Below are 7,245 nucleotides of genomic sequence, written 5' to 3' on the forward strand. Positions count from 1 at the left end.
TATTAGTAAAGGCTTTTTAGTTACAATAGAGTGTTGTTTGTCTAAATAATAATGAAAGGTAAAATAATTATTAAGAAATTGAATATTAAAAAAATATAAAACCAACTATAATGAGTAATTATCACATAAAACATCTTGAAGAATATTTTCAGGTATATAGAAAATCTGTTAGGAATCCAGAACTTTTTTGGAGTGAGATAGCAGAAGAACATTTTTTATGGAGAAAAAAGTGGGATAAGGTACTGGAATGGGATTTTGCTAAACCTGAAGTAAAGTGGTTCCAAGGTGCAAAATTGAACATTACAGAAAACTGTATAGATAGGCATTTGTATGTTCGAGGAGATAAAACGGCCATTTTATTCGAGCCTAATAACCCTAAAGATCCGGCAGAACATATTACATATAATCAGTTACACGAACGTGTGTGTAAATTTGCGAATGTTCTTAAAAGTAAGGGGATTCAAAAAGGAGATAGAGTTTGTATTTATCTTCCAATGATCCCAGAATTAGCAATTTCAGTTTTAGCTTGTGCAAGAATAGGTGCTATTCATTCGGTAGTATTTGCGGGGTTTTCTGCCACAGCATTGTCAACTAGGATTAATGACTGCGATGCTAAAATGGTTATTACCTCAGATGGTTCCTATAGAGGAGCAAAAACAATTGATCTAAAAAGTATTGTAGATGATGCATTAGAAGATTGTCCTGGGATTAAATCAGTTCTGGTGGTAAAAAGAATAGAGTCTGATATACAGATGAAGCCTGATCGGGATGAATGGTTACAGCCTTTACTAGATAGTGCAGATACCGAATGTATTCCTGAGGTCATGGATGCAGAGGATCCTCTATTTATATTATATACCTCTGGTTCTACAGGAAAACCCAAAGGTATGATGCATACTACTGCGGGTTATATGGTCTATACTGCATATAGTTTTAAAAATGTTTTTCAGTACAAGGAAGATGATATTTATTGGTGTACAGCTGATATAGGATGGATTACAGGGCATTCATATATTGTATATGGTCCATTAGCAAATGGAGCGACAACAGTAATGTTTGAAGGAGTACCATCCTATCCTGATTTTGGAAGATTTTGGGATATAGTTCAAAAGCATAAGATTACTCAATTTTATACTGCCCCAACGGCTATAAGGGCTTTGGCGAAGGAAAATTTAGATTATGTTACTGAGTATGATTTATCAAGTCTAAAGGTGTTAGGTACGGTTGGAGAACCAATAAATGAAGAAGCTTGGCATTGGTATAATGATCATGTAGGTGAAAAGAAATGTCCAATAGTAGATACTTGGTGGCAAACTGAAACAGGAGGAATCTTAATTTCACCTATTCCGTTTGCAACACCAACAAAGCCAACATATGCAACGCTTCCAATGCCTGGTGTGCAACCAGTACTTATGGATGAAAATGGAAATGAAATTGAAGGAAATCAGGTAGAAGGAAGATTGTGTGTTAAGTTTCCTTGGCCTTCCATGGCAAGAACTATTTGGGGTAACCATAAGAGATATAAGGATACTTATTTTTCTGCATTTAATAATAAATATTTTACGGGAGATGGAGCTTTCAGAGATGAGGTTGGGTATTATAGGATAACCGGTAGAGTAGATGATGTGATTATTGTATCCGGTCATAATTTGGGAACTGCACCAATAGAAGATGCAATTAATGAACATCCTGCGGTAGCAGAATCGGCCATTGTCGGCTTTCCACACGATATTAAAGGAAATGCTTTGTACGGTTTTGTAATTCTTAAAGAAGTTGGAGAATCTAGAGATCGTGATAATTTGAGCAAAGAGGTGAATCAACAAATCACTGAACGTATAGGGCCGATTGCTAAATTAGATAAAATTCAATTCGTATCCGGATTACCTAAAACCAGAAGTGGGAAGATTATGAGGCGTATTTTGAGAAAAATAGCTTCTAAGGACACATCAAATCTTGGAGATACTAGTACATTATTAAATCCAGAAGTGGTTCAAGAGATAATGGATAATGTATTGTAGTATTTTCGGTGTTAATTAAAAAGCCTCGCATTTGCGAGGCTTTTTAATTTGTTATTTTTTTGATTTAGCTCTTGTTCTAGGCTTAGGTTTTTCAAAATAACTAAAAGTTTCTCCCGATTTTATAGAAAGCAAACTTTCGTAAATAAGGCGTATAACATTTTCTACATCATCTCTATGAACCATTTCCACAGTAGTGTGCATATAGCGAAGAGGTAAAGAGATTAATGCCGATGCAACACCGCCATTACTATATGCAAATGCATCAGTGTCCGTTCCTGTCGATCTACTCGATGCCATGCGCTGAAAAGGTATTTTCTTTTTTTCTGCAGTATCAATCAACAATTCTCTAAGTCTATTTTGTACAGCAGGAGCATAAGAAATTACAGGGCCATCACCAATTTTGGTTTCACCTTCAGTTTTTCTTTCTATCATAGGAGTGGTTGTATCATGACAAACATCCGTTACAATAGCTACATCGGGTTGTATCGTATGTGTGATCATTTCGGCACCTCTAAGACCAATTTCTTCTTGTACAGAATTAGTAATATAAAGACCAAAATCAAGTTTATCCTTGTTTTCTTTTAGTAAACGAGCAACTTCGGCGATCATAAAACCACCCATTCTGTTATCCAAAGCACGACAAACAAACTTATCATTATTAAGAATAAAAAACTCGTCAGGATATGTTATTACACAACCAACATGAACTCCAAGAGCTAATACTTCTTCTTTGGTATTGCATCCTACATCAATACATATGTTACTTAATTTAGGAGCTTCTTCTTTAGCTTTATTTCTTGTGTGGATTGCTGGCCAACCAAATACGCCTTGTATAATTCCTTTTTTTGTATGAATGTTTACGCGTTTTGATGTTGCTATTTGGTGATCACTACCACCATTTCTAATAACATAAATTAAACCATTGTCTGTAATATAGTTTACATACCATGAAATTTCATCAGCGTGCCCTTCAATTACTACTTTGTATTTAGCTTTAGGATTAATGACAGCAACAGCAGTTCCATATGTATCAGTAATAAAATCATCTACATAAGGTTTTAAATAATCCATCCAGATTTTTTGCCCTTCCCATTCATAACCTGTAGGCGCCGCATTGTTCAAATACTTCTCCAGAAAAGTCAAAGACTTTTTATTTAGTATACTTTTTTTAGCCATTTATATAAATTTGTTTTGTACGAAGTTAATAATATTCACAAAGATTTTACAGTTTACAAACTGTTTATTGTTAATTTTGGAACGATTTTAGAAGATCAATATCTATTATGCAGAGAAAAATAATGTACATATTAATGATATTATTTCCATTAACGGTTTTGTGCCAAAAGGAAATAGATTCAATAAAAACCGATTCTACGGGGTATGTGCAATACTATATTATAGAAGGAGATACAATTCCGCACGATGCTATTGATCTTGATGAAGTAGTTATATTAGGTAAGTTAAAATTTAAAGATAGACTGGCAAGAAGAAAGTATCTTATATTAAGACGTAAAACAAGAAAAGTATATCCATATGCAAAATTGGCATCAGATAGACTTACTACGTTAAATGAAAGGTTAAAAAACATTAAATCTAAAAGTGCTCGTAAAAAATATGTAAAAATACTTCAGAAATATATGGAAGAAGAATTTACAGCAGAGTTAAAAAAGATGACTCGTACGGAAGGGCAGATTTTAGTAAAGTTAATACACAGGCAAACTGGTCAGACAATGTTTGATTTGGTAAAGGAATATAGGAGTGGTTGGAAAGCATTCTGGTATAATAGTACCGCTAAACTTTTTAGTATTTCCTTAAAAGAAGAATATGATCCTATTAATGTAGAAGAAGATTATTGGATTGAAGATATTCTTCAAAGAAGTTTCCAGTCTAATATATTGGAAGAACAAAAAACGGCATTGGATTTTAGTTTTTATGATCTTAGAAATAAATGGAACGATACAATTAAAACTACCTCCACAAAGAATTAGTGTTATTATATTCCTGTTATTTAATAAGTACTCTTTTAATACTATCTCCTAGAAAACTTCTGGTTTATTGATATTGATAATCTAAGTTTTAATTTAAGATATTGTAGTTGTGATTGTTATGGGTTCAGGGAGTGAGAAAAGCTGTACTCGTATTGTTAAAAACTTTTATCCTTTATTTTGATTTATTTTATTATCTTCGCTTTCCAACTTTTTAAAAACCAGCAAGTTCAGAATTTCTTTAAAAAAATACTTATTTTTTTTGTTGTTGATTAGAAAAAGGGTTGTATGTTTGCACCCGCAAAACGGGATATTGTTTTGTTAAGTTCATTGAGATTATTTTTGTTTGTTTGGGTCAGGTTTTACTGGGGTTTAGATGCTTTTGTAGATTTGGTTCGGGGTTCAAAAAAAACTTTAATTTTTTTTAAAAAAAGTTTTGCAGGATTAAAAAGAGGTTGTATATTTGCACCCGCTTTGAGAAACAAGCGAAGTTCATAAGAATAAAAGTTGTACTGGAGTAGAGTGATTAGGTTCATTTATAGGGTTCGATTCCTTGTTAATTTTCGATTAACGACCGGCAATGAAGATTGTTTTCGGTTAGTTAAAAAAGTTCATTGATATATTGATTGACAGCGCGTATTATGGTTGTATTTATTTACGATCATTTTACAATAAGAATTAAGACTAGAAGCATTTTTGAGATACGATTTAAAATTCCTGTTGTTATTGTTAAATAATATTTAAGAATACACGATGAAGAGTTTGATCCTGGCTCAGGATGAACGCTAGCGGCAGGCTTAACACATGCAAGTCGAGGGGTAACGTGAGTGCTTGCACTTGACGACGACCGGCGCACGGGTGCGTAACGCGTATAGAACCTACCTTATAGTAAGGGATAGCCCAGAGAAATTTGGATTAATACCTTATAGTATGATAAGATGGCATCATTTAATCATTAAAGATTTATTGCTATAAGATGGCTATGCGTTCTATTAGCTAGTTGGTATGGTAACGGCATACCAAGGCAACGATAGATAGGGGTCCTGAGAGGGAGATCCCCCACACTGGTACTGAGACACGGACCAGACTCCTACGGGAGGCAGCAGTGAGGAATATTGGACAATGGAGGCAACTCTGATCCAGCCATGCCGCGTGTAGGAAGACTGCCCTATGGGTTGTAAACTACTTTTATAGAGGAAGAAACAGTTCCACGTGTGGAACTCTGACGGTACTCTACGAATAAGGATCGGCTAACTCCGTGCCAGCAGCCGCGGTAATACGGAGGATCCAAGCGTTATCCGGAATCATTGGGTTTAAAGGGTCCGTAGGCGGGTCTGTAAGTCAGTGGTGAAAGTTTTCGGCTCAACCGGAAAATTGCCATTGATACTGCAGGTCTTGAATCATTATGAAGTGGTTAGAATAAGTAGTGTAGCGGTGAAATGCATAGATATTACTTAGAATACCGATTGCGAAGGCAGATCACTAATAATGTATTGACGCTAAGGGACGAAAGCGTGGGTAGCGAACAGGATTAGATACCCTGGTAGTCCACGCCGTAAACGATGGTTACTAGCTGTTCGGACTTCGGTCTGAGTGGCTAAGCGAAAGTGATAAGTAACCCACCTGGGGAGTACGTTCGCAAGAATGAAACTCAAAGGAATTGACGGGGGCCCGCACAAGCGGTGGAGCATGTGGTTTAATTCGATGATACGCGAGGAACCTTACCAGGGCTTAAATGTAGTATGACAGGTTTAGAGATAGACTTTTCTTCGGACATATTACAAGGTGCTGCATGGTTGTCGTCAGCTCGTGCCGTGAGGTGTCAGGTTAAGTCCTATAACGAGCGCAACCCCTGTTGTTAGTTGCCAGCGAGTAATGTCGGGAACTCTAGCAAGACTGCCGGTGCAAACCGCGAGGAAGGTGGGGATGACGTCAAATCATCACGGCCCTTACGTCCTGGGCCACACACGTGCTACAATGGTAGGTACAGAGAGCAGCCACTGGGTGACCAGGAGCGAATCTATAAAACCTATCACAGTTCGGATCGGAGTCTGCAACTCGACTCCGTGAAGCTGGAATCGCTAGTAATCGGATATCAGCCATGATCCGGTGAATACGTTCCCGGGCCTTGTACACACCGCCCGTCAAGCCATGGAAGCTGGGGGTACCTGAAGTCCGTCACCGTAAGGAGCGGCCTAGGGTAAAACTGGTAACTGGGGCTAAGTCGTAACAAGGTAGCCGTACCGGAAGGTGCGGCTGGAACACCTCCTTTCTAGAGAAAGACGATACTCAGGAATTGTTATTTTGAGGTGTTTTTAGTCTTAAGCTGTTAATTAATTAAACAATAGTTGTTAGTTTTTGGTTGTTAGTTGTTAGTATTTTTTTTAAAATATTTATAACGATCAACAAAAAACCACCAACCATCAACTATGAAGAAGTCTCATAGCTCAGCTGGTTAGAGCGCTACACTGATAATGTAGAGGTCGGCAGTTCGAGTCTGCCTGAGACTACTAAGTCTACGGACTTAAAATTAGTTCATTGATTATATTACTGAAAGGAAATTTTAGAAGTTGAGAATTCATTACTTCATCATTCGGGATTCTGAATTCGACATTTAGGATTTCATTAATGGGGGATTAGCTCAGCTGGCTAGAGCGCCTGCCTTGCACGCAGGAGGTCATCGGTTCGACTCCGATATTCTCCACAATTCTTTAGATATAGGGATTGATAGTTGCTAAAACACAGGATTCACAAGTTGAAAAAGTTTTTGGTTTCATTGATTTTTATATTGATTATAGGAAAAACGTTCATTGACATATTGATTTAAAGAATACGAGCGTTAGATGTTCTCACAGGAGACATTTAACGACAAAAATAAAAGAGTGATGATATTTATTTATCATCAAAAACTAAAAGAGCAAGTTAAAGCAAGACGCATAAGCTAATTAAGGGCGTATGGGGAATGCCTAGGCTCTCAGAGGCGATGAAGGACGTGATAAGCTGCGAAAAGCTGTGGGGAGTGGCACATACACTATGATCCGCAGATATCCGAATGGGGCAACCCGGCATATTGAAGATATGTCACCTAGCAATAGGAGCGAACCCGGAGAACTGAAACATCTAAGTACCCGGAGGAGAAGAAAACAATAGTGATTCCGTTAGTAGTGGCGAGCGAACGCGGATTAGCCCAAACCAGTATTGTTACGGCAATGCTGGGGTTGTAGGACCACGTTATAAGATGT

At 37.1% G+C, this 7,245-nt stretch carries 3 protein-coding genes, 2 tRNA genes and 2 rRNA genes (1 of these 7 running past the window's edge); 6 read left to right on the top strand and 1 reads right to left on the bottom strand.

The annotated features are described in order from the left end of the window. Positions 1-110 precede the first annotated feature (110 nt). On the top strand, positions 111-2,018 hold the full coding sequence (acs, locus tag NMK29_RS05810; protein ID WP_108802634.1) for an acetate--CoA ligase: 1,908 nt from the start codon (positions 111-113) through the stop codon (positions 2,016-2,018). A gap of 51 nt (positions 2,019-2,069) precedes the next feature. On the opposite strand, the gene NMK29_RS05815 is transcribed toward acs, so the two are convergent. Beyond that, positions 2,070-3,194 carry a M42 family metallopeptidase gene (locus tag NMK29_RS05815; protein WP_108802635.1) on the bottom strand — a complete coding sequence of 375 codons (1,125 nt, stop codon included), beginning with the start codon at positions 3,192-3,194 and terminating at the stop codon, positions 2,070-2,072. A gap of 107 nt (positions 3,195-3,301) precedes the next feature. Here NMK29_RS05815 and NMK29_RS05820 point away from each other — a divergent pair, with 107 nt between their 5' ends. From NMK29_RS05820 to NMK29_RS05840, 5 genes are all read left to right on the top strand, one after another. After that, on the top strand, positions 3,302-4,006 hold the full coding sequence (locus tag NMK29_RS05820; RefSeq protein WP_108802636.1) for a DUF4294 domain-containing protein: 705 nt from the start codon (positions 3,302-3,304) through the stop codon (positions 4,004-4,006). 747 nt (positions 4,007-4,753) lie between these two features. Continuing rightward, a 16S ribosomal RNA gene (locus NMK29_RS05825) occupies positions 4,754-6,275 on the top strand. A 164-nt stretch (positions 6,276-6,439) separates the two neighbouring features. Next, a tRNA-Ile gene (locus NMK29_RS05830) sits at positions 6,440-6,513 on the top strand. Between the two features lie 120 nt (positions 6,514-6,633). Then, a tRNA-Ala gene (locus NMK29_RS05835) sits at positions 6,634-6,707 on the top strand. A gap of 230 nt (positions 6,708-6,937) precedes the next feature. Beyond that, positions 6,938-7,245 (top strand): 23S ribosomal RNA (locus NMK29_RS05840) (it continues 2,514 nt past the right edge of the window). The 16S and 23S rRNA genes sit together here with 2 tRNA genes alongside, the layout of an rRNA operon.

It is taken from the genome of Aquimarina sp. Aq107, assembly GCF_943733665.1.
In the GTDB taxonomy this organism is placed as follows: Bacteria; Bacteroidota; Bacteroidia; order Flavobacteriales; family Flavobacteriaceae; genus Aquimarina.

Bases quoted from the DNA above. Each gene is read 5' to 3' on its own strand.
- NMK29_RS05815 (WP_108802635.1), bottom strand. From the start codon at position 3,194: ATGGCTAAAAAAAGTATACTAAATAAAAAGTCTTTGACTTTTCTGGAG.
- acs (WP_108802634.1), top strand. From the start codon at position 111: ATGAGTAATTATCACATAAAACATCTTGAAGAATATTTTCAGGTATAT.
- NMK29_RS05820 (WP_108802636.1), top strand. From the start codon at position 3,302: ATGCAGAGAAAAATAATGTACATATTAATGATATTATTTCCATTAACG.